This window comes from Massilia yuzhufengensis (assembly GCF_900112225.1).
Lineage (GTDB): Bacteria > Pseudomonadota > Gammaproteobacteria > Burkholderiales > Burkholderiaceae_D > Telluria > Telluria yuzhufengensis.
In genome coordinates, this window is sequence record NZ_FOLD01000009.1 from 14,994 (window position 1) to 40,523 (window position 25,530).

Sequence of the window (25,530 nt, forward strand, 5' to 3'; positions counted from 1 at the left end):
TCGACCCCTTGTCACTGCATCAGCTCGGAGATCATCTTCACCGGCGCGTTGCCGTAGCTGAGGAACTGGTCGTGGAATTCCTTCAGGTTGAAGCGCTCGCCCAGCTGCTGCTTGCGGCGCTCGCGCAATTCCATGATCTGCTCGTAGCCGCTGTAGTAGCTGGTCAGCTGCACCGAGGTGAGCGACACGCGGCGCCACTTCTCGTCGGCTTCCTGGCGGGTCTGGAAGGCCTGGCGCACCAGCAGGTCGATTGCCTCGGGCTGCTGCATGCCCAGCACGTGCACGCTGTAGTCGAGGATGGTGTTGGTCACGCTGCGCAGGTTCCACTTCGAGTACATCAGCCACATTTCCGGTGCGTTGTCGCCGTAGCCGTTCTCCAGCATCATGCGCTCGCCGTACACGGCCCAGCCTTCGACCATCGCGCCATTGCCGAACAAGGACTTGACGAGGGAAGGCGAACGGTTCGCATACACCAGCTGCGCGTAGTGGCCGGGAATCGCTTCGTGGATGTTGAGGATTTGCAGGATCCACTCGTTGTACTCGCGCAGGCTGCTCTCGGCCTGTTGCGGCGTCAGGCTGTCCAGCGGCGTGACGTTGTACCAGGTCTTGTCCTTGGGACGGTACGGGCCCGGCGCGTCGATGCTGGCGCCGGCCACGCCGCGCTGGTACATCGGGGTCTCGCGCACTTCCAGCGGCTTGTCGGCGTCGAGCGTCAACAAATTACGCTCGGTGACGAACTTGTGCAGCGCCGGGATCTGGCGCCGGATCTCGGGCAGGAAGTTCTCGCGCGCGACATGGCGGCTTGATAGCTTGTCGATCATCAGGCCGATCTTCTGGAAGCGGTCGCGCGGTTTCGTGACGCCGGCCATGTAGCGCGGCCAGAGTTCGTCCGAGATCGCGTCCATGCGGGTGAGCAGTTCCTCGCGCGTGGCCAGGGCCTTGCGGAAGGTCTGTTCGGCCGTGCTGGAGGACTGGATCTCGAGCGCGAACTTCTGCTCGTACAGGTTCTTCCCGGCGCGGAAGGGGCGCGGGCTGGCCATGCCCTTGTCCAGCGCGGTGAGGAAATCGACATAGCCCAGCACCGCGCTGCCGGCGTTGGCGATGCGCTGCGCGAAGATCGCCTTTTCCTGCGCGTTCAGGATCGATTCCTGCGCCGCCTTGCCCAGGTCGGCCAGCACCGCGATGGTGCCCGGCGCCTGCGAGATCGCGAGCTGGGTGTGCTCGCGGGTCGGGTTGGCGATCGAGGCCTGCGCCGCTTCATAGTAGGCCGGCACGTTGGCCAGGCGCTTGAGGATGGTGCGCAGGCGCTGCGGCTTGGCGGCGTACTCGGTGTTCAGGATCAGGTCGAGCGGCTGGGCGATGTTGTACTGCGACGGGTTCCACTCGTACTCGCGCCAGGTGGTCAGGTGCCAGCGGTCCTTCTCCAGCTTGTTCACCAGGAGGGCCAGGTCGGTGCGCTGGCGCGGCGACAGCTGGCGGGTATCGAGCTTGCCGAACTTGTCGAGCCACTCGTTGGCGAAGGCCAGCTTTTTCGCGCGGGTGGCGGCGTCCGGGATGGTGAGGTTGGCGGCCTGGTCGAACTTGCCGACGTAGATGCCGCCTTCCGGATCCATGCGCCACAGCGCGGTCACGTACTGCATGCTCATGGTGTCGAGGCGGCGGTCGAGACGCTTTTCGGACGCATTGGCGAGCGGCGCGGCGGCGACCGTGGTCGCTGCCGCAACGGCGGCAGCCTTCTTGACCGGCGCCTTGGCCTTGCGCTTGTCGGTCGGTTTGGATTTGACTACCTTGGTGGCTTTCGCCTTGCCCTTGGCGGGCTTGGTGGTCTTGGCGCTGGCGGGCGCCAGCGCGAAACTCGCCAGCAGCACTGCCAGCGCGATTTTCGATTTCATCATCCTGTTCGAACCCTGTCGATAAATAAGCTCGGGAGCGTCCCGTGCGCGTCAGGCGCAGCGGAGCGCAAGAAGAGTAGCACCATTCAGGCCGCTTGCGGACGGCTGAAACATTCCGACACGTATGCCGGGCATGGTGGTTTGTTAGTCAATATTCGTGGCGCGGATCATGTCCTGGTGGACGGCGTTGATCGTCTCGACGGCCCGGCGCCCGCCCCGGATGTGGTGCAGCACGATCTCGCTGTCCTTCGTGAAGCGGTGGGCGATGCGCACCGTGTAGGAACGCGTGGCCCAGCTCACGAAGCCGTTGACGTAAGTAGCATCATCCATGTCGCGCCACTTCACGCCCGTCACGCCCCGCTTCCACGGCAGCACGCCCGACACCACCCACACGCCCGCGTCGTCGTAGTACAGCTGCACGCTGCGCACCAGCAGGAAGCGGTAGCCAACCAGCAGTGCCGATACGGCCAGCACGCCGGCCGCCGCGTATTCGTGCCACAGGGCGGCCAGCGGCAGCGCGCCGGCGAACAGCAGCACGGCCAGCGCGAGCACGCCGGCGTAGGCCATCCAGGATTTGACGCCGATGACCCGGGCCTGCGCCGTGCTTGCCGCTTTGTCCAGTTCCATGCTTGCTTACTCTTGGGTTAAAGGCGGCATGATCACATGGAATGTGCTGGCGCGCCACCCTACGACCCCAAACCCTGCTTGAGCATCGCGAGCATTTCCCCGGGCGACATGCGCGCCGCCACTTCGGTCCCTTCGAGCAGGCTGTCGGCCAGGTCGCGCTTGCGGTGGTGGAGGTCGACGATGCCTTCCTCGATGGTGCCGCGCGCCACCAGCCGGTAGATGGTCACCGGCCGCAGCTGCCCCATGCGGTGGGCGCGGTCCGAGGCCTGGTCTTCCACCGCCGGGTTCCACCACGGGTCCATGTGGATCACGTAGTCGGCCGCGGTGAGGTTGATGCCGACCCCGCCCGCCTTCAGGCTGATGAGGAACAGCTCCCCTTCGCCGGCCTGGAAGGCATCGACCCGCCGCTTGCGCTCCTGGATCGGGGTGGCGCCATCGAGGTACTGGTAGGGGATGTTCTTCCCGTCCAGGTACTTGCGGATCAGGCTCAGGTGGTCGACGAACTGGCTGAACACCAGCGCCTTGTGCTTGTTTTCCAGCAGGCCGTCGACCAGGCGCGCGAAGGCCACCAGCTTGCTGCTCACGATGCCGGCGCCCGGCGCCACCAGCTCCGGGTTGCACACCGCGCGCCGCAGCCGCATCATCTCGGCCAGGATCCCGATCGATTTCTGGTTCTCGGGCGCTTCCAGCGCGGCCAGCTTGTCGAGCGCCTGGCGCCGCAGGGATTCGTACAGCGCGCTTTCGTCGGCGGTGAGTTCGACCGGCACCACGATCTCGGTGCGCGGCGGCAGCTCGGTCAGCACTTGCGCCTTGGTGCGGCGCAGGATGAAGGGTTGAGTGAGCCTGCGCAGGCGGGTGCGGGCGCCGGCTTCGGCGCGCTTGTCCTGGGCCTTTTCGATCGGCCCGGCGAAGCGCAGCTGGAACTGGTCGGCGCTGCCCAGCAGGCCCGGGTTGATGAACCTGAACAGGTTCCACAATTCGCCCAGGTGGTTTTCCAGCGGGGTGCCGGTGGCCGCCATGCGGAAGTCGCCCTTTAAGGCCATCACGGCCTGCGAGCGCTTGGTGTGCATGTTCTTGATGGCCTGGGCTTCGTCCAGCACGATGCTGTGCCAGGATTTCTTGGCAAACGCGGCCGCCTCGAGCTGCAGCAGGCCGTAGCTCACCACCACCACGTCGAAGGGGCCGGCCTCGGTGACGGTGGCGGCGCGGTCGCCCGGCCCGAACAGCTTCAGGTTCAGGGTCGGCGCGAAGCGCCGGGCTTCGTCGATCCAGTTCAGGCATACCGAGGTCGGGGCGACCACCAGCGCCGGGCCGGTGGGCGCGCGCGTGAGCAGCAGGGCCAAGGCCTGCAGCGTTTTCCCCAGCCCCATGTCGTCGGCCAGGCAGGCGCCCACGCCCCAGTGGGCCAGGCGACCCAGCCATTCAAAACCTTCGCGCTGGTAGTCGCGCAATTCGGCCTGCAAGGTGGAGGGCAGTTCCGGCGTGAAGGCTTCGCTGTCGGCCATGCGCTTGAGGTGGCTGCGCCAGGCGGCGTCGGCTTCGACGCCGCCGGCGTCGCGCGCCAGTTCGGCCAGCGAGAAGCTGGCCAGCGGATGCATGCGCAGCTCGTCGCCATGCAGGCTGCCGTAGTCGGCGAGCTCCATCAGCCTGCGGTGCAGTTCGTCGCTCAGGGCCAGGTATTCGTTGTCGCCCAGCGCCACGAAGCGGCTCTTTTCCTCGCGTACCCGGGCCAGCAGCGAACCGAGGTCCATGATGCGCTGCTCGTCGATCACCACCTCGCCGCTGGCCGCGAACCAGTCCTTGTCGCGCCGGATCTGGACCCGCACCGACTTCGCACTGGCGCGCTTGGACACGCGGAAGGTCTCGCCTTCGGGCCAGGCCACCACCACCTTGGACGGGTCGAGGCCGCGCAGTTCTTCCACCAGTTCCAGGCAGGCGATCGGCTGGGCCAGCAGCCATTCGCCGTGGTCCAGCTCGCCGTTTTCCAGGGTGCGGCAGGCGGCCACCAGCTGGCGCTCGGCGTCGCGTTCGGCATTCAGGTTGCGGCGGGCTTCGATGCGCACGCCGTCGACGTCGCCGATGACGTTTTCGGCGCCGGTGCCGGGCGAGTAATACGCGCCGCTGTCCGGCAGGGGGCGCACCAGGACCTGCATCCGCATGCCCTGCTGGTAGGGGCGCAGGTGCAGGTGCAGGCGCGGGTCGGCCGCGACCTGTTCGATGTCGCCCGGGCTGGCGCCGATGTCCGACTGCACGGTGACGATCGACGAGATGGCGCCGATCGCGCGCAGCACGCGGCGCTCGGCCTCGGCCGGTACTTCCAGGCCATCGCCGACGATGGCGGCGATGCGGCGGTGCTCTTCGCTCACGCGCACCAGGCGCAGGCGGGTCGGCGTCTCGCGGCTGACGATCACCGCAGCGTCTTGCCCGTCCAGCGCCGGCTGCAGGGAAATGATCACCTTGCCGCCGCGCGCCTTGACCAGCAGTTCGGGCTCGCCCGGCAGCAGTTCCACCCGCGTGCCAGGGGAATCCATCCAGAACAGCAGCGGGTGGCCGACCAGCGCCGCCATGGCTTTTTCGCGCTCGAATTCGAAGCGGATGCCGGAGCTGCCGTAGTAGCGGCGCCCGGCGATGGTCGACACGGCCTGCACGTCCTGGGCGGTGAGGAAATCGAGCTGCTGGGCGTCTTCGGCCAGGCGCTTCAGGCCCACGGCGCGGCCGCGGCTCCAGCCGCCCTGGGCGTCGCGCTTCTGCTCGCGCGGCTCCAGCTCCTGCACGCCCATTTGCTCGTCGTAGCGGATCATCCACACCAGGCGCGACTCGCGCACGACTTCCGCGTTCAGGGCCGGCTGCAGGTTGATCAGTGCATTGAGCTGGCGCTCCCAGGTTTCCTCGCGTTCGAACCAGTGGGCCAGGTCGGTGAAGCGGTGGCGCCGCCGCAGCTCGCCCGCATATTGTTCCTGGCCCACATAACCCAGTTGCCCGAGCAGTCCTGCCAGCTGGGCCGACAGGAAGTCGAAGCCGGCTTGTTCCGACTGTTCCAGCATGTCCTCGATGTCCTTGCGCTTGGCTGCCAGTTGCGGCAGGCCGAGCCAGTGGTGCATCAGCGCGCGGAAGGTGAAGGCTTCGAGCGCCATCTCCCAGCTGCGCGAAGCCAGCACGTCGGCGTCGACGGTGCCGCGGCGGATCTCGTGCAGCATGCTGAGCTGGAAGACCACGGCCGTATCCGGCCGCTGCACGGCGCGCGTGGCGATCTCGAGCCAGGCATCGGCCAGCTTGATATGGGCCGGCTGCTTGCTGCGCAGGAGGGCGGTCAGGTAGAGATGGGCGCCGATGCCATCGAAAATGGCCTTGCGCTTGCCGGTCTCGCGGCGCAGCTGCTTGAGGGCTTGCTCGGCGCCGGCCAAGCCGGTGTCGGGATCGTCGCGCAGCAGGGCGATCACGCTGCGCAGGAACAGCCCGGTGGCGTCGGGCACGCTATCGAGCAGCGCCAGGGCGTCGTCCAGGCGCCCGCAGGCGATGAAATGTTCGGCCAGCGCCACGCGCAGGTAGATCGACGGTGGGAGCGTCGCCGCATGGGCCTCGGCCGCGGCGCGGATCGCAGGCGCCAGCGCCGGTTCGCGCTGCGCGTGCTTCAGGAGCTCGGCGTAGATGGCGTCGCGCAGGTGGGGATGGACTCTTTCCATCAGCAGCGGCGAAAACGGGCGGGCGCAGACGTCGACCAGCGGATGCAAGTAGGACGCTTCGTGGCAGCGCAGGCAGGCATCGAGCAGGGGCGTGACGACGCTGGGGTCGTCGCCGCAGAACAGGGTCACGCGCAGCAGCGCCAGGCCCTGGCGGTAGCTGCGCAGGATCGGCGTGCCCTGCCAGTCGCGGCGCAGCGGGGTGAGACGTTCGTAAGCCAGGCGCAGGGCGAAGAACAGGCCGGTGTCGAGGGCATACTCGAATGCCGCCTCCACCGCCGACGGCGCCGTGGTGTAGCCGCGCCCGGCGACATCGATGACCAGGCCTTCGCTGCGGAGGCGTTCCAGCTCATGTTGCCATTGCCCGGCCGGCAGCGGCAAGCCGAGCACCATCAGGTGTTCGAGGATGCGCTGGCGGCCCATCGGCTCGCCCGCTATCGCCAGCAGGGTCAGGATCGCCTGTTCGCCTTCGTCCAGTTCGAACCTCATGCGGCGGGCAGGTTGCCGATGTCCAGCGCCGGCAGGCCGGCGGGTACCGGGATGCCGAAGACCCGCAGGTAGAACACCAGTTCCGCTTCCAGCGTCGCCACCACGCTCTCGGGCTTGCGGAAGCCGTGGCCTTCGCCCGCCAAGCTAAGGTAGGCCACCGGCACCCCGCGCGCGCGCAGTGCATCGACCATGCTTTGCGACTGCTGCGGCGGCACCACCATGTCGTCCAGGCCCTGGAAGAAGATCATCGGGCGGGTGAGCTTGTCGGTGTGGTGGATCGGCGAGCGTTCGCGGTAGACGGCCGCCGCCTGCGCCTTGGGCGCGACCAGGTATTCGTTGTAGTGCGCCTCGAACTTGTGCGAATCCGCATCCAGCCCTGCCAGGTCGGACACGCCGTAGTAGCAGGCGCCGGCCTTGAACAGGTCGTGGAAGGCGAGGGCGCACAGGGTGGTGAGGCCGCCGGCGCTGCTGCCGCGCACCAGCAGGCGCTCCGGATCGACCAGGCCCTGGCTTGCCAGGTGGCGCGCGCCGGCCACGCAGTCTTCCACGTCGACCACGCCCCACTGGCCCTTGAGCAGGTCGCGGTAGGCGCGCCCGAAGCCGGTGCTGCCGCCGTAGTTCACGTCCAGCACGGCGAAGCCGCGGCTGGTCCAGAACTGGGTCGACAGCTTCAGGGTGCTGGCCGCCATGCCGGTGGGGCCGCCGTGGCCGATGACGATCAGCGGCGGCAGCTCCCCGTCCTGCGGGGCAAAGCGCGCATTGGCCGGCGGGTAGTGGAAGGCGTGGGCCGTGCGGCCGTTCGCGCTCGGGTAGCTGATGCTGCGCGGGACCGACAGCTCGTCGACGGGGGGCAGCTGCCCGATCGAGCGCGCCAGCACGGCGTGCGCGCCAGTGTCCAGGTCGATGCGCGCCAGTTCCAGCGCGACGGTCGGCGCGCCGCCCAGCAGGGCGACGGTCGCGCCCTGCACGCGCAGCTCGCGGATTTCCTCATACGGCGTCGCGATGTCGGCCAGGCCACCGTCGCGCAGGCGCGCCAGCCGGCTCACGCCGCCCTCGACGTAGGCGCAGACGATGTCGCCGCCTGCGGCAAAGCCGTAGAGCGAGCCGCCGAAGTTCCAGTGCGGGCCGCCGAATTCGGCTTCGCGCGGGCACAGCGCCTGCACCACGCCGTGTTCGAACGCGTACAGGTTCCACCAGCCGCTGCGGTCGGAGACGAAGTGCAGGGCGCCGTTCGGCGACCATTCCGGCTGGCAGATCGATTCCTGCGGGCCGCCTGCCACCATGCGGCCGTTCAGCAGCGTTCCGTCGGCGCCGATATCGGCCAGCCACAGCTCGGTGCCTTCCCACGGCATGCGCGGGTGGTCCCAGCACAGCCAGGCCAGGCGGCTGCCATCCGGCGAGATGCGCGGCGCGGCATAGAAGTCGTTGCCCTCCACCAGCACGGTCTCGCTGCCGTCGAAGCCGATGGCGGCGATCGTGTTGACGGGGTAGTGGCCGCCGGCGGAATGGTCTTCGCGTACCGACACCAGCCGCGCGCGCGGCGCGTCGACCACGAAATCGGCGTAGCGGTGGGCGTTGTCCAGCGTGACCGCCACCGGGGCCTGGCCCGGCTCTACCCGGTACAGGCGGGTGTCGGCATGGTGCGAGAACCAGGCCACGCCGTCATGGACCGCGTAGGCGCCGCCGCCGTATTCATGCACCTTGCTGCGCACGTTGAAGGGCGCCGGCGTCAGTTCGCCTGCGGGGCCCGTCAAGGTGGAGCGTCCCGCCTCGCTGGCGCGGCCCTCCAGCCAGTACAGGTCCGGCCCGTCGAACATGATAGCCGCCAGCGGCGTGGCGCCGGCCGCGACCACGGCTGCGCCGATCGGGGAGGTCCAGGCGCCGCAGGGCGCTTGCTGTTTAGTAGTGGCAACGGTCATGACAGGTTCTTTCCTTGACGGGAATGGGATTATAAGTGCAGGCCGAGGATGCGATAATAGGCGTTTTCCTTCCGCTCTTCATTGCCAGCCATGCCACAATTTGCCCCGCTCCAGAACGACACCTTCCTGCGTGCGCTGCTGCGCCAGCCGACCGAGTACACCCCGGTGTGGCTGATGCGCCAAGCGGGCCGCTACCTGCCGGAATACCGCGCCACGCGCGCGCGCGCCGGCTCGTTCCTGGGGCTGGCGAAGAATCCGGACTACGCCACCGAAGTCACGCTGCAGCCGCTCGACCGCTATGCGCTGGACGCCTCGATCCTGTTCTCGGACATCCTGACCGTGCCCGACGCGATGGGCCTGGGCCTGTATTTCGCCGACGGCGAAGGCCCGAAGTTCGAGCGTCCGCTGCGCACCGAAGAAGCGGTGCGCGCCCTCGAAGTACCCGATATGGCGTCGCTCGACTACGTCTTCAAGGCGGTGACCCAGATCCGCACCGAAATCAATGGCCGCGTGCCGCTGATCGGCTTCTCGGGCAGTCCCTGGACACTGGCCTGCTACATGGTCGAAGGCCAGGGCTCGCGCGAGTTCCACACCATCAAAAAGATGATGTACGCGCGCCCGGACCTGATGCACCACATCCTGGACACCAATGCGCGCGCCGTGGCCCAATACCTGAACGCCCAGATCGACGCCGGCGCCCAGGCCGTGATGATCTTCGACTCCTGGGGCGGCGCGCTGGCCGACGGCGCCTACCAGGAGTTCTCGCTGAACTACATGCGCACCGTCGTGAGCCAGCTGCAGCGTGAAAAAGACGGCGTGCGCATCCCGGCCATCGTGTTCACCAAGGGCGGCGGCCTGTGGCTCGACGAGATGGCCGACATCGGCGCCGATGCGCTGGGCCTGGACTGGACCGTCAACCTGGGCCGCGCGCGCGCGCAGGTGGGCGACCGGGTGGCGCTGCAGGGCAACCTCGACCCGGCCATCCTGTTCGCCGACCCGGCGCAGATCCGCGCCGAAGTCGAGCGTTCCCTCACTGCCTACGGCACGCCGTCGGCAGGCCACGGCCACGTGTTCAACCTCGGCCACGGCATTTCACAATTCACCCCGCCGGAGTCGGTGACGGCGATGGTCGAGGCTGTCCACAGCTTCAGCCGCAAGCAGCGCGCTGCCTGAACGTCGCCTGGCGCGGCAGCGATATCTCTCACGCAACGGGGCCTGAAACGGGTTCCGTTGCCGCAGCAAAATCACACTTGTTCACAAGTTCGTAAAAACTTGAAATTATTCCTGTGGACATCTTTGCCTCGTCAGAAAAAACGTAAGCTTCTGATTATTAAGTGGTTTTTTCATGCGGGACTGTGGATTTACACAGTAGGCTGTAGGGTCCAGAACTAAATTGTCCCGGTTTCCTGTCCATTGTTCACAAAGTTATGCACAGGCAGAGGTGGGGGTTGGGAAAAGTGCTTCGTTTACGCGGACTTAGCTCAACTCTTCATGTAAGGTCTCAACATTGTGGTGCGGCGCAGCGCGTTTTCCCGACACTTACTGTGCAGTTATGCACAGCACGGCAATTCCGGGGTGGGTTGTTAACAGGGATAAGTCCTTGTTTGCAAGTGCTTGAATTTACACGGTAATTTATTGTTGATTCTGCGAATCGTCCGGCCGGAGTTGATCTAACGTAAACCTCGGACAGGGTCAAGTACCACGCTATTCACAAAGTTTTCCACAGCTTACTGGACATAAAAGAAGGTTGGATTTGGCACACTGCTTCCTGGAGGTCGCGCTTGACACCCCGCTCAACAGCTGCTTCGACTACCGCTGGCCTTGCCAGCCGGGCGAAGAGCCGCTGGTGGGCCAGCTGGTGCTGGTGCCGTTCGCCCGGCGCGAGGTCATGGGCCTGATCGTCGCGGTCAAGCAGGACACCGACGTCCCTGTGGACAAGCTCAAGGATGCGATCGCCGTGCGCAGCCAATTGTCGCCGCTGCCGGCGCGCTGGATCGCGCTGGCGCAGTTCGCGGCCGACTACTACCAGCGTCCGCTGGGCGAGGTGGCGCTGCCCGGCCTGCCCAAGAACCTGCGGGCGCCCAGGACGGTGGCGCTGGACCGCGCGCTGAAAAAGCTGGCCAAGGACACATCCCCCCACGACGCCACCCCGTCCGGCATGCCGGCCCTGAACCCGGCGCAGCAGCTGGCGGCCGACAGCATCGGCGGGGCCCAGGGCTTTACTCCCATCCTGCTGTACGGCGTCACCGGCAGCGGCAAGACCGAGGTCTACCTGCAAGCCTGCGCCCAGGTGCTGGCGCGCGACGCCGCCGCCCAGATCCTGATCCTGGTCCCGGAAATCAACCTGACGCCCCAGCTGGAAGGGAACATCCGGGCGCGCTTCCCGGGCGTGATGCTGGCCACCCTGCACAGCAGCCTGTCCGAGGGCGAGCGCAGCCTGCACTGGCTGGCCGCGCACCAGGGCCAGGCGCGCATCGTGCTGGGCACGCGGCTGGCGATCCTGTCCTCGCTGCCGCATCTGAAGCTGATCGTCATCGACGAAGAGCACGACCCCTCGTACAAGCAGCAGGAAGGCCTGCGCTATTCGGCGCGCGACCTGGCGGTGTGGCGCGCGCACCAGCTGGCGATCCCGATCGTGCTCGGTTCGGCCACGCCGTCGCTGGAAAGCTGGCACCACGCGAGCTCGGGTCGCTACCGCAAGCTGGAACTGCGCGAGCGCGCCGTGCGCGACGCCGTGCTGCCCACCGTGAAGCTGGTCGACCTGGAGCGCGACCGTCCCAAGGACGGCTTGAGCAGCGCCCTGCTGGCCGCGCTGCGCCAGCGCCTGGAGCGCGGCGAACAGTCGCTGCTGTTCCTGAACCGGCGCGGCTACGCCCCGGTGATCTGCTGCGACGCCTGCGGCTGGATCAGCAACTGTACCCGCTGCACCTCCTTCATGGTGCTGCACAAGCCCGAACACCGGCTGCGCTGCCACCACTGCAGCCTGGAGCTGCGCATCCCGCGTTCCTGCCCCACCTGCGGCAACGTCGACCTGCAGCCGCTCGGGCGCGGCACCCAGCGCGTGGAAGAAGGCCTGCAGGCGATGTTCCCGGAAGCGCGCATCCTGCGCATCGACGCCGACTCCACCCGCCTGAAAGGCAGCGCCCAGGCGGCCTTCGACAGCGTGCACCGGGGCGAGGTGGATATTTTGGTGGGCACGCAGATGGTCGCCAAGGGCCACGATTTCAAGAAGCTCACGCTGGTGGGCATCCTGAACCCGGATACCGCGCTGTTCTCGCAGGACTACCGCGCCAGCGAGCGCCTGTTCGCCCAGCTGATGCAGGTGGCGGGCCGCGCCGGGCGCGCCGGCGCCGCCTCGGAAGTGCTGGTCCAGACCCGCTACGCCAGCCATCCGCTGTACGGCGCCGTGGTGCGCCACGACTACGACCGCTTCGCCGGCAGCCTGCTCGACGAGCGCCGCCAGGCCGGGCTGCCGCCCTTCATGTACCAGGCCTTGCTGCGCGCCGAAGCGCCCGAACTGGCCACCGCGATCGCCTTCCTCGAGGGCGCGCGCGACTGCCTGCTGTGGGATGGGATCATGATCAACGACCCGATCCCGATGACGATGACGCGCGTGCACAATACCGACCGCGCCCAGCTGCTGGTGGAATCGAGCTCGCGCCCCGCGCTGCAGGCCTTCCTGCGCGAGTGGGTCGACACCCTGCGCGCCATGAAGTCGCGCGTGCGCTGGTCGCTCGAAGTCGACCCGCTCGATATCTGAGCGGTGTGGCGATCGGTGAGAATTCGCCGCCCGCGACCTGCTAGAGTACCGGTGCCCACCACGCCACCGGAACAGACCTGCCATGCGCGCATCCATCACCGCCCTCCTGCTTGCCCTGTCGGCCGCCGCGCCGCACGCCGGCGCCGGCACCTATCCCGGCTCCCTGGCCGTCGACGCCATCCGCGGCAGCATCGCTGCGCGCGACTGCGCCACCGCCGTCAAGCGGCTGAAAAGCGCGCTGGAGAACGACTACCCGGAAGCCGCGCTGCTGGCCGGTTCGATGTATGAGAACGGCATCTGCGTCAAGCGCGACTGGCAGCGCGCCGTGGGCTTCTATGTGCAGGCCTACGACGGCGGGGAAAAGGAAGGCGCGGCACGGGTCGCGGCCGGCTACGCCGACCCGGCCAATGGCCCGGACGTCGCCGCGGCGCTGTGGTGGTCCTGGAAGACCGAGGGCTTCCGGGTAGCCCAGTGCAGCGTGCCGCTGGAGGCCAGGGCCGACCCGGACCGGTTCGTGGCGGCGCTGGCGGCCTGGCCGAAGCAGCAGCTGGCGGTCTGCAACTACCTGGCCGGGGTGCTGGCCACCATCGCCGCCGAAGTGAAGTACCCGGAACTGGCGAGCGCCCATGGCATCGGCGGGGACGTGACCCTGCGCTTCCTGGCCGGCGTGCCGCGCATCGAACTGCAGCGCGGCGAATCGCGCGAGTACGAGCTGGTGGGCTGGGTCAGCGCCGACATGCTGCGCGACCGCAAGGCGCGCCGGATGGCCGACGGTTTCGAGCAGGCGCTGAGCAGCGTCGCCAACCGCGCGCTGGCGCGCTATCCGCATCCGGGCAGTATCGCGGCCGATGCGCTGCTCCAGGTGAAATACAACTTCCATATGGAAGGGCAGATGGCGCGCTGAGCCTGGTGCCGAGGCCCGGAGCTGCTGTTGTCCGAGGGGTTATCGATCCCTGTCGCGCGACGCCGCGAGCCGGCGGGCAGCCTGCGCAGGCGGGGAATCGCCCAGCGGCAGCAGCCCCGCCGCCTGCGCCAGCGCGCGCACCAGCGCCGCCTCGCCCAGGCGCAGGCCGCGTCCGCGCAACTGCGGCATTGAACGCAGCGCGGCGGGACTGATCTCGACGGCGGCCCGCACCAGCAGCCGCTGCAGGGGCCGCAGCGGCGCGGGCAGGAGCGGCGCCCCGGCCATGATGCCGAGGAATTCGTCGAGGACGGCGGAGCCTTCCAGGCCAGGGGTCGTGGCAGCGAGCAGCGCTTCCCACTCCGCCCACGAGCGCGGCGCGCCGTGCGCCCCGTACAGGTGCGCGGAATGCTGGCCTTCGGCGAAGGCGGCGTCCTTGTCGGCCGCCGACAAGGGCCGCACGTAGCGGTGGTAGGCCTCGGTGAAGCCGAAGGCGGCGGTCGCATGCACCCAGTCGAGCAAGCGCGGATCGTTGGCGCGGTAGGGCAGGCCGGCGGATGTGGCGCCCTCCACGTTCCCATGCATCCGCACCACGCGCGCGATCATCTCCTGCGCGGCCGAGCGCGGGCCATACACCGTCATCATGGCCGCATAGCCGGTGCGCCTCAGGCGCAGGCCCGGGTCGCGCCGGAAGCCGCTATGGTCCCACACGCCCGCGCGCACCGACGGCTCGGCCAGCTCCAGCAGCACCGCCGCCACCCCGCCGACGAACAGGGCCACCGGATTGGCGAACACGCGCCACGACACCCCACCGGCCGGCGCCAGCGCCGGCTCGCCCGCCGGCTGGCTGAAGTCGAAGGCCATGCCCGGCGGTGGTTTCATCAAGCTCTGGATCGTACTGAGCATTGCCGGCCTCTCGCGCCGTGATCGACCACCTTCAGATCGGGACGGCTGCGCTGGATACAAGTCGCAATGCGAACCCGCAATTTCGCAACTTCGTAACTTCGGGGTCAGGTCTGACATTCAGACACGAGCTCTGCCGTTACATGCAGCTTGCAGCGCTTTTACTGTCGAGGCCGTGTCCAAATGTCAGACCTGACCCCGAAGTTCGAGGGGGAAGGCGGAGTGCCGCAGCCAGCCGCGGGCGATGGTGAAGGTCCAGCTGCGTTCGGCCAGCGCGTCGCCTTCCGGGCCGGGGGGCTGCCATGCCACCTGGGCGGTGCCCTGCAGCTGCAGGATGTCGCCGCTCGCGAAATCGACCATCACGAGGGCGGCGCGTGGTTCCAGCAGGAGGTTGCCGAGGGTGTTGAAGTAGTGGTTGCCGGGGTAGTCGGGCACGGTGAGCACGTGGCCATCCAGGCGCAGGAAGCCGGCGGGGCCGCCGCGGTGGGAGATGTCGAGGCCGCGCACGGCGCGCTTGGGCGCGGCGCCGCTCGAGGTGGCGACGAACATGGTTTCGCAGGCGGCGACCAGGGACACGGCGGCGGCGGGCAGCGTTGTTCCGAACATCTCGACCGGGCCGGGCTGGCGCGCGGCGGGCGCCAGCTGGCGCACGTGGATGTACCTCGGGCAGTTGCCGAACGATTGATGCACCTTGACCGACAGCCCGTGGCCGTCCACCCGCGCCAGCGTGCCGTTGGCGCGGTTGCGGCGGCGCGTCGCCAGGTCGATGCCGAGCAGGCCGATGTCGGCGCCGGCGGCAAGCATGGCGCGGGCCGGGTCGTCCGGATCGGGCAGGGCGGCGATGTCGAGCGTGCCGGGGTCGGGGCTGGTGGCGAAGCCCGGTTCGCCGTGCACGAGGGTGGCGAGCGGCCAGCCGCTGTCGTCGGCCACGGCCACGCACAGGAAGGGCAGCAGGGGGAAGAAGTGGCGGTGCTGGTCCGGCAGCTGGCTACGGATCGGCGCGCCCGGCGGGCCGCCGCCGGCCAGGTGCTGGGCGCGCTGCTCGCCGGCGTGGAAGGGGGCGGGGATGCGGGAATCAAACATGGTCTCACTCCGTCGGCATGGGGATGAAACGGGGCAGGGCCTGGATGCGGGCGATCCAGGCGCGCACTTGCGGATACGGGTCGAGCGCGATACTGCCTTCGGGGGCATGCGCCACATAGGCATAGCAGGCGATGTCGGCCAGGGTCGGCTGAGCGCCGGCCAGGTAGGGCGTTTGCGCCAGGCTGTGCTCCATGACACCGAGCGCCTTGCCGGCCAGCTTGCCCATCAGCTCTGGCGGCATGCCGGTGTCGCCGAAGCGCGCCGACACCCGCGCCCGCGCCGGGCCGAAGGCGATCTCGCCAGCCGCCAGCGACAGCCAGCGCTGCACCTGGGCGGCGCCCACCGGGTCGTCGGGCAGCCAGCCGCTGCCGGGCGCATAGCGCCGCGCCAGGTAGACCAGGATGGCATTGCTGTCCGCCAGCACCAGCGCGCCATCCTGCAGGACGGGAATCTGGCCGAGCGGATTGATGCGCAGGAAGTCGGCGCCCTGGCGCACCGGCGCCGGCGCGTCGATGCGCTGGTAGGGCAGCTGCAACAGGTGCAGGAACAGTTCGACCCGGTGGGTGTGGCCGGACAGGGCAGTGCCGTAGAGGATCAGGGAAGTCATGGCGGCGGAAGCAGGTGGAGGAAGCTTCATCCTAGTCCCGAACCTATCCTTGCAGAATCATGCATAATTGAAATTCATTCTTTCACTGCGCACAATAATGGACCGTCTGGACGAATTGCAGGTGTTCCTGGCCATCCTCGACGCCGGCAGCATGGCGGCCGCTGCGCGCAGGCTGCGGCGCTCGCCGTCGGCCGTCACGCGCATCCTGTCGACGCTGGAAGAGCGCATGGGCGTGCGCCTGTTCGAGCGCAGCACGCGCCGGCTCACGGCCACCAATGAAGGCCTGAACCTGGCCGCGCAGGCCCGTCGCCTGCTGGCGGACTACGAGGCCGCGATGCGCGAACATGCGCAATCCGCGCCGCGCGGCCTGCTGCGGGTGACCGCGCCGATGGTGTTCGGGCGCCGCCACATGGCGCCGGTAGTCACGAAATTCCTGCTGCTGTATCCAGAGGTGCAGGTCGAGCTGGTGCTGTCCGACCGCAACCTCGACATGATCGACAACGGCATCGACCTGGCCCTGCGCATCGGTGCGCTGGACGATTCCAGCCTGGTGGCGCGCAAGCTCGGCGTGGTGCGGCGCGTGACGGTGGCGAGCCCGGCCTACCTGGCGCGGCGCGGCGAACCGGCCACGCCGGAGGCGCTGGCCGGGCATGAGCTGATCCTCACGACCACCGTGCGCGGGCTGCCCGAATGGCGCTACCAGGCCGGTGCGCGCGAGCACATCGTGCGCTTCACGCCGCGCCTGCAGCTCAATGATGTCGAAGGCGTGCTGGGCGCCGCGCGCGACGGCTTCGGCATCGCCCGCGCGCTGTCCTACCAGGTGGCGCCCGACCTGGCAACGGGCGCCCTGGCGCCGCTGCTGGCGGCCTATGAGCCCGCGCCGCTCCCGGTCCATCTGGTCTACCCGAGCGCGCGCCACATGGCCGCGCGCCAGCGCGCCTTCGTCGATTTCGCGGTCGAGCAGTTCGGGCAGCTGGCGCTGCTGGCCTGAGGGGTTCGGCCGGTTCGACGAAAATCGCGTATTGTTCCGTCATGAAACCGCAGGAGAATGCAATGAACAAACTGGACGTAGACGTTGCCATCATCGGCACCGGCACCGCCGGCATGACTGCCTACCGCGCCGCAAGAGCGCAAGGGGCGCGCGTGGTGGTGATCGAAAGCGGGCAATATGGCACCACCTGCGCGCGGGTCGGCTGCATGCCGAGCAAGCTCCTGATCGCGGCGGCCGAGTCGGCGCACGCGATGCAGCACAGCGCGCCCTTCGGCGTGCATGCGGGCGAGGTGCGCATCGACGGGCCGGCCGTGATGGAACGCGTGCGGCGCGAGCGCGACCGTTTCGTCGGCTTCGTGCTGGAGGGCGTCGAGTCCTTCCCCGAACAAGACCGGCTGCGCGGCCATGCGCGCTTCACCGGTCCGCATACGCTGCTGGTCGACGACCACACCGAGATTGCCGCCGCCCGCGTCGTCATCGCCACCGGCTCGACGCCGCTGCGCCTGCCGGCGCTGGAAAACGTCGGCCCCGGCATCGTCACCAGCGACGACGTGTTTTATTGGGACGATTTGCCCAAGTCGGTGGCCGTGATCGGCACCGGCGTGATCGGCCTGGAACTGGGCCAGGCCCTGGCGCGCCTGGGCGTGCGCGTGAAATTCTATGCGCGCGGCGGCAGCATTGCCCAGCTCAGCGACCCGGAAGTGCTGCGCACCGCCACCCGCGTGCTGGCCGAGGAACTCGACATCGGCTTCCAGTCGAAGGTGGTGGGCGCGGTGCAGGAAGGCGATGACGTGGCGCTGACCGTCAGCGATGCACTCGGGGTGGAACACACCGAACGCTTCCAGTTCGTGCTGATGGCGGCCGGCCGCACGCCCAACGTGCACGATATCGGCCTGGAACACACGGGGCTCGCGCGCGGGCCCGACGGTATTCCCGCCTTCGATCCCTGCACCATGCAGTGCGGGACCAGCCACATCTTCATCGCCGGCGACGCCAACAACGAACGCCCGCTGCTGCACGACGCGGCCGACCACGGCAAGATCGCCGGCGACAACGCGGGCCGCTACCCGGACGTGCGTCCCGGCCTGCGCCGCACGCCGATCGCGGTGGCCTTCACCGAACCGAACATCGCGACCCTGGGCGAGAGCTACCGCAGCCTGTGCGAAGGCGGCAAGCGCAAGTTCGCGGTCGGCGCGGTGTCCTTCGCCAACCAGGGCCGCAGCCGGGTGATGTTGCAGAACAAGGGGATGCTGCGGGTGTATGCCGAATTCGGCTCGCGCCGTTTCCTGGGCGCCGAGATGATCGCGCCGCGCGCCGAGCACCTGGCCCACACGCTGTCGTGGGCGGTGCAAATGCGCATGACGGTGGACCAGATGCTGGAGATGCCCTTCTACCACCCGGTCATCGAAGAAGGCGTGCGCACCGCGCTGCGCGACCTGGCCCACTGCCTGGCCAAGGGCGAAAGCGACGTCGATGCCGCTGACAGCGAGCCGGGTACCTGACCCGGGCCGGCTGCCAGACCGAGCGGCCTGCTTACTTCTTGCGGCGGCGGGTGGCGCCCAGGGCCACCAGGCCCAGCGCGGCCAGCGCCATCGAGGCAGGCTCGGGCACGTCGGCCGGTACAGCCGCCGGCGCCACGCGGGTCACCACGTTGCTCACCGTCAGCGTACTGGCTTCCAGGCGGCCGTCCATGAAGGTGACCCAGGCGATGGCCTTCTGGTTGTTGTTCAATGCTTCGTTGAGCCAGGTATTGAGCGCGATGTCATAGCGGCCGAAGTTGGTCACGTCGGCCAGGGTGAAGTGGTAATTCACCGATGGAATGGTGAAACTCAGCGCGCTCAGCTCGTCCTGGCTCAGGAAACCGTCGGCGTTGTTGTCTACACCCGTGAACTGGCCCGAAGCGGGGATCATGGCGGCGCTCACCGCCATCGTATAGTCGATGACGGTGGCGTTGGCGTTTGCTGCGGCTGCGAGGAGCAGTGCCGGGAAAAGCTTCTTGAACATGTGGGACCCTGGAAAATCGATTTAGATAATTAATCTAAAGCAATTGTTGTGCCCGCATGGAAATATACAACAATTTCAAAGGCTTGCGTTCATTCGGCCAGTCAGCAGCAGACCTCGTGTAAAGTTTCCCGACAGAAAAAAAGCGTGATTATAGGCAACCGACTCAGTTCAGCCGCGTCGCATCCAGCTTGCCCTCGCCCGCCAGCTGGCGCAGGATGCGCACCGTGTCGATGTCGGCTTCCTGGTAGGCCGAGCGCTTGAAGTCGTCGTACATGGCGTTGGCCGGGTCGGTGTGCTCGCCCTGGCCGTCGTCGTAGCAGAAGCGCACCAGCAGCATGGCGTCGCCCGGCGCCTCGATCAGCATGCGCAGGTTCGACGCGGCGATATCGCCCTGGGCCGGCACCTCGAAGCGCACTTCCTTCAGCGGCGTCAGGTGCACCACGTCCTCGATCACCAGGTCGCCGTAGCGCAGGCGGCGCGCGAAGCTGCCGCTGGCGCGCTCGCCGATCGTGCATTCGTCCAGGTGCGGCACGAACAGGGTCGGCGATTCGGCGCGCAGCACCAGGCCGCGCCACAGCTGCTCGATGGTCATGGTGTCCATCAAGGGGTTGAGCGGATCGTTGATCTCGATGAGGTGTTCAAATTTCATGTGCAGGTGTCCAGGAGTAGCGCCGGCGCGCGCGCCGCAAAGGGGGCATGGTACCCGATTGCGGCGCCCGCTGCCGCGCCGATGGGCCTTCGGCAGCCCTAGTTATTGCCGAGGAGAAGCGCATGCTGCTTGCGCTGGAAGAAGGCGATCGCCACCAGGATCGCGAACGAGATCGCCAGCAGCACCAGCGCATACGCATGCGCCGCCGCATAGTTGAGCTTTTGCGCCTCGTCGTAGAGCGCGATCGAGGCCACCCGGGTCTGGCCCGGGATATTCCCGCCCAACATCAGCACCACGCCGAACTCGCCCATGGTGTGGGCGAAGCTGAGCGACAGGCCGGTGAGGATGCCGTTGCGCGACAGCGGCAGCACGATCGAAAAGAAGGCCTGGCGCCGGGTGAGTCCGAGCGCCAGCGCCGACTGCACCAGGTCGCGGCTCACGTTGCGGAACGCCGACTGGATCGGCTGCACCGCGAACGGCAGGCTGTACACCACTGAACCTGCCACCAGGCCGGCGAAGGAAAATGGCAGCGGGTGTCCGAACAGGGACATCCAGGCCGCGCCCACCGGCTGCTGGGGCGACATCAGCATCAGCAGGTAAAACCCGATCACGGTGGGAGGCAGCACGATCGGCAGGCTGACCAGGGTCTCGATGAACAGGATGCCGCGCATGCGGCTGGTGTTGAGCCAGTTGGCGAGCGGGATGGCGATCGCGATCAGCACCAGCGCCGTCACCAGCGACAGCCGCAGCGTGAGCGCGAGCGCCGCCCACAGCTCGGGCGCGAAGGCCAGGCCTTCCGAGCCCAGGCTAGTCATTCACCGCCGGCAGGCCGAATCCGTTGCGTTCGAGGATGGCGCGCGCCGCGGGCGAGCCCAGGAAGCGCACGAAGCGCGCGGCCAGCGGCTGCGTGCTGCCGGCCGAGGTGACGATGGCGCCCTGCTCGATCGGCGCCACGCCGGCATCGCTGATCAGGTGGTGGCGCCCGACCCCCGCCATCCTTGGCGAGCGCACCGTGGCCAGCGAAATGATGCCCAGCTGGGCGTTGCCGGTCTGGACGAACTGCGCGGCCTGGGCAATGTTCTCGCCGATGACCAGGCGCGGCTGCACCGCTTGCCACAGCTTGTCGCGTTCCAATGCGGCCTTGGCCGCGCGTCCATACGGCGCCGTGTCCGGGTTACCAATGGCGATGCGGGCCACGCGCGGGTCGCGCAGCAGGGGCAAGCCCTGGCTGACATCGAAGCGCGGGTCGGTGGTCCACAGCACGATGCGGCCGATCGCATAGGGGCGCAGGGTGGCGCCGTCGGCCGCGCCCAGCTTGGCCAACTGGGTCGGGTACAGCATGTCGGCCGACAGGAAGACGTGGAAGGGCGCGCCGTTGCGGATCTGGGCGAAGAAGTTGCCGGACGCGCCGGTAGAGATCTTCACGTCCGCACCAGGCGCCTCCTTGCGGAAGGCGGCCGCCAGCTCGTCGATGCAATACACCAGGTCGCTGGCCGCGGCCACCAGCAGCGGCGTGGTGTTGGCGCGTGCGCCAGGGGCGGCCAGCAGTGTTGCAAACAGGATGACAAGCAATTTATTCATGAGTTCATTTTAGCGCGGCAGCCCGCGCCTCGTTACAATACCCGGCCATTCTGCAGAAATCTTTCCCATGTCCAACGCACCAAAGTTCGGCCTCAACGGGCCGCAAAGCGAAGCCGTGCTCTATCTGGACGGTCCTTGCCTGGTGCTGGCCGGCGCCGGCTCGGGCAAGACGCGCGTCATTACGCAGAAAATTGCCTACATGATCGAAGAGTGCGGCTATGACCCGCGCACGATTGCCGCGCTGACCTTTACCAATAAGGCGGCGCTGGAAATGCAGGAACGCATCGCCAAGCTGCTCAAGCAGCCAAAACAGGCCAAGCAATTGACCGTGTCCACCTTCCACTCGCTGGGCGTGAAGATCTTGCGCCAGGAGGCGGCCGGCGTCGGCCTGAAGGACAAGTTTTCCATCATGGACAGCGACGACTGCTACACCATTGTGTCCGACCTGGCGCTGACCACGGATAAACAGGAAATCCGCCGCATCCAGAACGCCATCTCGCTGTGGAAGAACGGCCTGGTCGACCCGGACGACGCCATCCACAACGCCGTCGATGAAGACGAAGCCATGTCGGCGCGCGTCTACCGCAGCTACCTCGCCACCCTGCAGGCCTACCAGGCGGTCGATTTCGACGACCTGATCCGCCTGCCGGTGGAGCTGTTCCGCAACAACGAATCGATCCGCGACCGCTGGCAGCGCCGCCTGCGCTACCTGTTGATGGATGAATACCAGGACACCAACACCTGCCAGTACGAGCTGGTGAAACTGCTGGTGACCGGGATCGGCAAGAAGCCGATGTTCACCGCCGTGGGCGACGACGACCAGGCGATCTACGCCTGGCGCGGCGCGTCGGTGGAAAACCTGAAGACCCTGCAGACCGATTTCCCCGACCTGCGCGTCATCAAGCTGGAACAGAACTACCGCTCCACCACCCGCATCCTGCAGGCGGCCAATGCCGTCATCGGCAATAACCCGAAGCTGTTCGAGAAGTCGCTGTGGTCCGAGCACGGCCTGGGCGAGCCGATCGAGGTGCTGGGCATGCAGAGCGACGAGCAGGAAGCGGAACAGATCGCGATCATGATCTCGGCCGACCATTTCCAGCGCAAGAACAAGTGGACCGACTACGCAATTTTGTACCGCGGCAACCACCAGGCGCGCGTCATCGAGCAGTCCCTGCGCAAGGAACGCATCCCCTACACCATGTCGGGCGGCCAGAGCTTCTTTGACAAGGCCGAGATCAAGGACATCATCGCCTACCTGCGCCTGATCGCGAACCAGGACGACGACCCGGCCTTCATCCGCGCCGTCACGACGCCGAAACGCGGGGTCGGCATGGCCACGCTGGAAACCCTGGGCGAATTCTCGAAGCAGTGGAACTGCTCCCTGTTCGAGGCCGCGCGCAAGGGCGGACTGGAAGCCAAGCTGGCCGAACGCCAGCTGGCGCCGCTGCGCGACTTTTGCCGCTTCATGCTGGAACTGGAAGACCGCGCCACCCGCCCGGGCCCGTCCGGCAGCGGCGACAATGCGGCCGAAGTGCTCGACGACATGATGAAGGAAATGAATTACGAGCACTATTTGTACGAGAATTTCGACGACCGCGCAGCCCAGGGCAAGTGGCAGAACGTCCTCGAATTCACCAACTGGCTGAAGGAACGGGGACGCGGCGGGCGCGAGCGCGACGGCGAAGAAAAGAACCTGCTCGAGCTGACCCAGATGGTGGCGCTGATGTCGATGCTGGAAGGCCAGGACGAGGAACAGGATGCGGTGCGCATGTCGACCCTGCACGCCTCCAAGGGCCTGGAATATCCGCACGTGTTCCTGGTGGGCGTGGAAGAGGGCATCCTGCCGCACAAGGGCGATCCGGATGCGCCGGTGGAAATCATCGCCGCCCGCATCCAGGAAGAGCGGCGCCTGATGTACGTCGGCATCACGCGTGCCCAGCGCACCCTGCGCCTGACCTGGTGCAAGAAGCGCAAGCGCGCCGGCGAGCTGGTGCATTGCGAGCCGTCGCGCTTCATCAAGGAAATGGCGCTCGACGTCGGCGACGCGCCGCCCAAGGAAACCGAAGTCATCACGCCCAAAGACCGGCTGGCCAGCCTGAAAGCCTTGCTGGCGATGCCGAAGGCATAAGTTTGACGCGTGCGCGTTGCGGATTAGCCTTGAAGGGCTGATAACTCACGCGCACGATTGAATTCTTATTTGACTTCCCCTGTCTCACAAGAAATACTTTCCGGAAAGCGAACTTCCGCATCGGCACGTCGCACTAACTTTCCAGAAAAATATCTCAAGCATGGCAACTGTTTCCGACCTGACCAATACGCCCCTGTCCGGGTTGAACCACATCGATGCGCTGCTCGATATCGGCCCCGACTGGAATTACCTGACCGGTGTCGCGGCCAACACGATGTACTACACCTTCTCGATTTCTTCGGGCAACGAAAAAAACGTGGCGGGCCAGGAGGCATTTACCCAGGCCCAGCAGATAGCGACGCGCGCCGCCTTCGACTACCTGCAACAGGTCACCGGCATCCAGTTCGTCGAGACCGCGATCGGCACCAGCGCCCAGTTCCACCTGGCCAACCGCAACCTGGACAACAGCAGCACGACCGGCCTGTGCAGCTGGGAAAGCAGCTATTCCTATGGCGCCGGCAATGTCCTGAACAGTTATTCGGCGAATGCCTATGTCTACCTGGACAATGTCGAATGGCGTGCCCAGAACCGCAACCTGGAACCGGGCGGCGAAGGCTATGAAACCCTGCTGCACGAGCTGGGCCACGCACTGGGCCTGAAGCATCCGTTCGAGGACGATATCCGGCTGCCGGCCAGCCAGGACAATCCGGGCAATACCCTGATGTCCTACGGCAGCGGCGGACCCTACTCCACCTTCAGCCCCTACGACATCGCGGCCCTGAACTGGCTGTATGGCGGCGACGGCCTGCGCGGCGCGCTCGGCATCAACTCGACCGCTGGCGGGCGCTATGTTACCGGCACCACCGGCGCCGACCGCCTGACCGGCAGCGCGGCCGACGACATGTTCGCGGGCTTCGGCGGCAACGACACCATCCTGGGCGGCGCCGGCAACGACACGGTGGCCTTCAGCCGTCCGCGCGGCGAATACGTGGTCAGCGAAAACGCCGCCCACGACCTGATCATCGCCCATGCCACGCAAGGCACGGTCACGCTCAACAGCATCGAGCAGTTCTCCTTTTTCGATGGCACCTACCAGCGGGCCCAGGTCCTGGTCGACATCACTGCGCCGGCCGCGCCGACCGCGGCTGTCACCAAGAATGCCGCCGGCTACGCTGCCGGCAACCAGCCGCGCGTGAGCGGCGAGGCAGAGCCCAATTCGACCGTGCGCGTGTACGAGGGCGCGCGCCTGGTGGGCGAGACCCTGGCCGACGCCAACGGACTCTGGACCGTCGTCACCACCGGCACCTTCACCGATGGACTGAACCGCGCGGTGCGCGTGACCGCCACCGACGCCACCGGCAACGTATCGCCCTTCAGCGAATTGGCCACCTTCCACGTCGACGCCACCGCGCCCTTCATCCCGACCTCGACGATGACGCTGGCCGACAAGAGCAACCAGCCGGTATTCAGCGGGACCGCGGAAGCCGGCACCACGATCCAGCTGGTGCGCATCAGCGACGCCGTCGAGATCGGCCGCACCGTGACCAAGGCCGACGGCACCTGGAAGATCGATTCGGCGGCCCTGCCGAACGGCGAGTACGAAATCGCGGCAGTGTCGGTCGACATCGCCGACAACGCCACCAGTGCGCTCAACCGCATGAAGTTCACCATCGACAGCGCGCTGAACCTGGCCGGCAACAGCCTCGACAACCGCTTCGCTGCGGGCGCCGGCAACAATGCGATCGATGGCCAGGCCGGCCTGGATACCGTGGTGTACACCGGCGCGCGCGCCGACTTCGTCGTCGAGCGCGGCGTGTACGGCGTGACCGTGGCCGCCAAGACCGGCACCGGCGGCACCGATAACCTGGTCAATGTCGAGCGCGTGCAGTTCGGCGACACCATGCTGGCGCTGGACATCGATGGCAATGCCGGCCAGGTCTACCGCCTGTACCAGGCCGCCTTCGACCGCGTGCCCGATGCCGGCGGCCTGGCCTACTGGATCAAGGCCCTCGACAGCGGCGCCTTCGACCTGAACGACATTTCCGGCCTGTTCCTGAACCAGGAGGAGTCGTACGCGTTGTATGCGCAGGATCCGTCGGATACCAGCTTCGTCACCAAGCTCTACGCCCACGTGCTGCACCGCCCGGCCGAAGGCGCTGGCTTCGACTTCTGGGTCAATGGCCTGCAGCAGGCTACCCGCGCCGAAGTGCTGGCCTTCTTCTCGGAGAGCCCGGAAAACCAGGCCCAGGTGATCGGTGCGATCAACGACGGGATCGAGTTCCCGCTCTCCGGTGGATAAACCGGCGCGTATCCGTG

18 protein-coding genes are annotated in these 25,530 nt (G+C 67.3%); 7 read left to right on the forward strand and 11 right to left on the reverse strand.

All coding sequences use genetic code 11. The features are described 5' to 3' along the window. Positions 1-11: 11 nt before the first annotated feature. The 4 genes from BM031_RS09860 to BM031_RS09875 form a co-directional block, all read right to left on the reverse strand. Positions 12-1,895: a DUF885 domain-containing protein gene (locus tag BM031_RS09860; protein ID WP_091874320.1), complete on the reverse strand. Its 1,884-nt coding sequence runs from the start codon at positions 1,893-1,895 to the stop codon at positions 12-14. Positions 1,896-2,036: 141 nt separating this feature from the next. Next, positions 2,037-2,519, reverse strand: a complete 483-nt coding sequence (locus BM031_RS09865) for a hypothetical protein (protein WP_091874322.1) — start codon at positions 2,517-2,519, stop codon at positions 2,037-2,039. A 59-nt stretch (positions 2,520-2,578) separates the two neighbouring features. Further along, positions 2,579-6,688 (reverse strand): DEAD/DEAH box helicase, encoded by a 4,110-nt coding sequence (locus BM031_RS09870; protein ID WP_091874323.1) that lies wholly within the window; start codon positions 6,686-6,688, stop codon positions 2,579-2,581. Further along, positions 6,685-8,607: a dipeptidyl-peptidase 5 gene (locus tag BM031_RS09875; protein ID WP_091874325.1), complete on the reverse strand. Its 1,923-nt coding sequence runs from the start codon at positions 8,605-8,607 to the stop codon at positions 6,685-6,687. The genes BM031_RS09870 and BM031_RS09875 overlap by 4 nt, the downstream gene beginning before the upstream one ends. A 90-nt stretch (positions 8,608-8,697) precedes the next feature. On the opposite strand from BM031_RS09875, the gene hemE reads away from it, so the two are divergent. The 3 genes from hemE (at position 8,698) to BM031_RS09890 (ending at position 13,271) form a co-directional block, all read left to right on the forward strand. Beyond that, complete coding sequence (gene hemE / locus BM031_RS09880) at positions 8,698-9,780, forward strand: uroporphyrinogen decarboxylase (protein ID WP_091874326.1); 1,083 nt, start codon at positions 8,698-8,700, stop codon at positions 9,778-9,780. 580 nt (positions 9,781-10,360) lie between these two features. Then, positions 10,361-12,367 (forward strand): primosomal protein N', encoded by a 2,007-nt coding sequence (locus BM031_RS09885; RefSeq protein ID WP_091874328.1) that lies wholly within the window; start codon positions 10,361-10,363, stop codon positions 12,365-12,367. A gap of 82 nt (positions 12,368-12,449) precedes the next feature. After that, positions 12,450-13,271 (forward strand): SEL1-like repeat protein, encoded by an 822-nt coding sequence (locus tag BM031_RS09890; RefSeq protein ID WP_091874330.1) that lies wholly within the window; start codon positions 12,450-12,452, stop codon positions 13,269-13,271. A 39-nt stretch (positions 13,272-13,310) separates the two neighbouring features. Here the strand turns inward: BM031_RS09890 and BM031_RS09895 are convergent, their stop codons facing one another. From BM031_RS09895 to BM031_RS09905, 3 genes are all read right to left on the reverse strand, one after another. Further along, the gene (locus BM031_RS09895) at positions 13,311-14,150 is read right to left on the reverse strand and encodes an oxygenase MpaB family protein (RefSeq protein ID WP_229408749.1); all 840 of its coding nucleotides are present in this window, start codon (positions 14,148-14,150) and stop codon (positions 13,311-13,313) included. 207 nt (positions 14,151-14,357) lie between these two features. Further along, positions 14,358-15,254: a pyridoxamine 5'-phosphate oxidase family protein gene (locus tag BM031_RS09900; protein WP_091874333.1), complete on the reverse strand. Its 897-nt coding sequence runs from the start codon at positions 15,252-15,254 to the stop codon at positions 14,358-14,360. A 4-nt stretch (positions 15,255-15,258) separates the two neighbouring features. Continuing rightward, positions 15,259-15,861, reverse strand: a complete 603-nt coding sequence (locus BM031_RS09905) for a glutathione S-transferase family protein (RefSeq protein ID WP_091874335.1) — start codon at positions 15,859-15,861, stop codon at positions 15,259-15,261. Between the two features lie 97 nt (positions 15,862-15,958). Between BM031_RS09905 and BM031_RS09910 the strand changes: the two genes are divergently transcribed. Further along, positions 15,959-16,852 (forward strand): LysR family transcriptional regulator, encoded by an 894-nt coding sequence (locus tag BM031_RS09910; RefSeq protein WP_091874337.1) that lies wholly within the window; start codon positions 15,959-15,961, stop codon positions 16,850-16,852. 62 nt (positions 16,853-16,914) lie between these two features. Continuing rightward, a complete protein-coding gene (locus tag BM031_RS09915) occupies positions 16,915-18,354 on the forward strand; it encodes a dihydrolipoyl dehydrogenase (protein WP_091874338.1) in 1,440 nt (479 codons plus the stop codon). A gap of 31 nt (positions 18,355-18,385) precedes the next feature. Here the strand turns inward: BM031_RS09915 and BM031_RS09920 are convergent, their stop codons facing one another. From BM031_RS09920 to modA, 4 genes are all read right to left on the reverse strand, one after another. Then, complete coding sequence (locus tag BM031_RS09920; protein WP_091874340.1) at positions 18,386-18,856, reverse strand: PEP-CTERM sorting domain-containing protein; 471 nt, start codon at positions 18,854-18,856, stop codon at positions 18,386-18,388. 163 nt (positions 18,857-19,019) lie between these two features. Continuing rightward, positions 19,020-19,505: an SRPBCC family protein gene (locus BM031_RS09925; protein WP_091874342.1), complete on the reverse strand. Its 486-nt coding sequence runs from the start codon at positions 19,503-19,505 to the stop codon at positions 19,020-19,022. 98 nt (positions 19,506-19,603) lie between these two features. Next, positions 19,604-20,320, reverse strand: coding sequence for a molybdate ABC transporter permease subunit (gene modB / locus BM031_RS09930; RefSeq protein WP_091874343.1), 717 nt, complete (start codon positions 20,318-20,320; stop codon positions 19,604-19,606). Continuing rightward, the gene (modA, locus tag BM031_RS09935; protein WP_091874345.1) at positions 20,313-21,086 is read right to left on the reverse strand and encodes a molybdate ABC transporter substrate-binding protein; all 774 of its coding nucleotides are present in this window, start codon (positions 21,084-21,086) and stop codon (positions 20,313-20,315) included. The genes modB and modA overlap by 8 nt, the downstream gene beginning before the upstream one ends. 67 nt (positions 21,087-21,153) lie before the next feature. On the opposite strand from modA, the gene BM031_RS09940 reads away from it, so the two are divergent. Next, entirely contained in the window at positions 21,154-23,214 is a 2,061-nt protein-coding gene (locus BM031_RS09940; RefSeq protein WP_091874347.1) for a UvrD-helicase domain-containing protein, read from the forward strand. 160 nt (positions 23,215-23,374) lie between these two features. Further along, positions 23,375-25,513 carry a DUF4214 domain-containing protein gene (locus tag BM031_RS09945; RefSeq protein ID WP_091874348.1) on the forward strand — a complete coding sequence of 713 codons (2,139 nt, stop codon included), beginning with the start codon at positions 23,375-23,377 and terminating at the stop codon, positions 25,511-25,513. Positions 25,514-25,530 lie beyond the last annotated feature (17 nt).

Bases quoted from the DNA above. Each gene is read 5' to 3' on its own strand.
- BM031_RS09860 (WP_091874320.1), bottom strand. From the start codon at position 1,895: ATGATGAAATCGAAAATCGCGCTGGCAGTGCTGCTGGCGAGTTTCGCG.
- BM031_RS09865 (WP_091874322.1), bottom strand. From the start codon at position 2,519: ATGGAACTGGACAAAGCGGCAAGCACGGCGCAGGCCCGGGTCATCGGC.
- BM031_RS09870 (WP_091874323.1), bottom strand. From the start codon at position 6,688: ATGAGGTTCGAACTGGACGAAGGCGAACAGGCGATCCTGACCCTGCTG.
- BM031_RS09875 (WP_091874325.1), bottom strand. From the start codon at position 8,607: ATGACCGTTGCCACTACTAAACAGCAAGCGCCCTGCGGCGCCTGGACC.
- hemE (WP_091874326.1), top strand. From the start codon at position 8,698: ATGCCACAATTTGCCCCGCTCCAGAACGACACCTTCCTGCGTGCGCTG.
- BM031_RS09890 (WP_091874330.1), top strand. From the start codon at position 12,450: ATGCGCGCATCCATCACCGCCCTCCTGCTTGCCCTGTCGGCCGCCGCG.
- BM031_RS09895 (WP_229408749.1), bottom strand. From the start codon at position 14,150: ATGAAACCACCGCCGGGCATGGCCTTCGACTTCAGCCAGCCGGCGGGC.
- BM031_RS09900 (WP_091874333.1), bottom strand. From the start codon at position 15,254: ATGTTTGATTCCCGCATCCCCGCCCCCTTCCACGCCGGCGAGCAGCGC.
- BM031_RS09905 (WP_091874335.1), bottom strand. From the start codon at position 15,861: ATGACTTCCCTGATCCTCTACGGCACTGCCCTGTCCGGCCACACCCAC.
- BM031_RS09910 (WP_091874337.1), top strand. From the start codon at position 15,959: ATGGACCGTCTGGACGAATTGCAGGTGTTCCTGGCCATCCTCGACGCC.
- BM031_RS09915 (WP_091874338.1), top strand. From the start codon at position 16,915: ATGAACAAACTGGACGTAGACGTTGCCATCATCGGCACCGGCACCGCC.
- BM031_RS09920 (WP_091874340.1), bottom strand. From the start codon at position 18,856: ATGTTCAAGAAGCTTTTCCCGGCACTGCTCCTCGCAGCCGCAGCAAAC.
- BM031_RS09925 (WP_091874342.1), bottom strand. From the start codon at position 19,505: ATGAAATTTGAACACCTCATCGAGATCAACGATCCGCTCAACCCCTTG.
- modB (WP_091874343.1), bottom strand. From the start codon at position 20,320: ATGACTAGCCTGGGCTCGGAAGGCCTGGCCTTCGCGCCCGAGCTGTGG.
- modA (WP_091874345.1), bottom strand. From the start codon at position 21,086: ATGAATAAATTGCTTGTCATCCTGTTTGCAACACTGCTGGCCGCCCCT.
- BM031_RS09940 (WP_091874347.1), top strand. From the start codon at position 21,154: ATGTCCAACGCACCAAAGTTCGGCCTCAACGGGCCGCAAAGCGAAGCC.
- BM031_RS09945 (WP_091874348.1), top strand. From the start codon at position 23,375: ATGGCAACTGTTTCCGACCTGACCAATACGCCCCTGTCCGGGTTGAAC.